General features: G+C 29.3%; 1 protein-coding gene. It reads left to right on the forward strand.

Annotated elements, in window-relative coordinates:
• Positions 1–215 precede the first annotated feature (215 nt).
• Positions 216–1,232, forward strand: coding sequence for a DMT family transporter (locus CKF59_RS07735; protein ID WP_119535327.1), 1,017 nt, complete (start codon positions 216–218; stop codon positions 1,230–1,232).
• The last annotated feature ends 35 nt before the right edge of the window (positions 1,233–1,267 follow it).

The raw sequence follows: 1,267 nt of genomic DNA on the forward strand, positions 1-1,267 counted from the left end.
CTTTAGATTTTTAAATTATTAAAAAAATAAATTTATGTTTTTTTTTCTCCCGTATTTGGTTCAATTTTTCATAAAAAATATTTTTTATATTAATTAATTTATTTTTTTATTTTGGATAAAACAATTTACTATGAAATATTTTTAATTAGAGTCTTCTCTCCAATTATAATATACAAATAAATTTTATTTTTCTTTTCCACCTTAGGTTTTACTAGATGTCAAATTTAACAAAGGGAATACTTTGCTCCCTTCTTTCTGCTTTTGCTTTAGCCCTTATGGGATTATTCTTTAAACTCATTGGCGATAACATAAGCTCATATGAGAAGCTTCTTTCTCGTGGTCTTGGCTTATTTATTGTCGCTTGGTTTCTTGTAATCCAAGCTAAAAAGAAAAATCCAGAAGTTAAATTACTTGGACATAAGCAAAATGCTATTTTACTTTTAATGCGTTCAGCTGCTGGTGGCACAGCTATGCTTCTCTATATATACACTTTAAATTATATAAGTCTAGCAGATGCTGATATGTTATTAAAATTAAACTCAGTGTTACTCTTAATCCTTTGTGCCGTTTTCTTAAAAGAAAAGGTTACCTTTACCCAAGGAATTATTGTTGTCGTTAGTCTACTTGCAGCTTTACTTATAATAAAACCAAGTTTTAATAATCCTAATTTCTTTGCCTATGCAATAGGTTTGGTTGGAACTTTATTAGTTAGCATTGCTTATATGTCAATTCGCTATCTAACTACTAAAGAAACAGGTGAACACCCAGCTACAATTATGTTTCATCTCGCTTGTTTTATTATCATTACTATGATTTATCCAACGATAAAGAATTTTAATGGGTTTAGTGGTTCAGGTATCTTTTATCTTTGGTTAATTCTTTCAAGTATTTGTTCTGCCATTGGTCAATTTGCTTTAACCTATTCGTTTAAGTTCGCACCAGCTAAAGAAATTAGTGTCTACTCTTATACTAGTTTAATTTGGAACTTTGTTCTTGGTTTTATATTCTTTATGACTATTCCAGATTTCCTCTCTATTATTGGGTATGTAGTAATCGTAGCTTCGGGAATATATCTCTACTTTTATAATAAAGCAAGAGATAAATCAAAACCAAATACCAAACACGGTATTAGCCCTTCAGTTGCTTCTATAGCTTCAACTACTCCAGTAATCAAACCGGATAGCTTAAACTTTAATAAAGAAAACGAAGATAGTAGAAAACCCAACTCTTAACAAGAATTAACTATCAGAGTATAAACTACATATAT

Source organism: Psittacicella gerlachiana (assembly GCF_003585965.1).
GTDB classification, from domain to species: Bacteria; Pseudomonadota; Gammaproteobacteria; order Enterobacterales; family Psittacicellaceae; genus Psittacicella; species Psittacicella gerlachiana.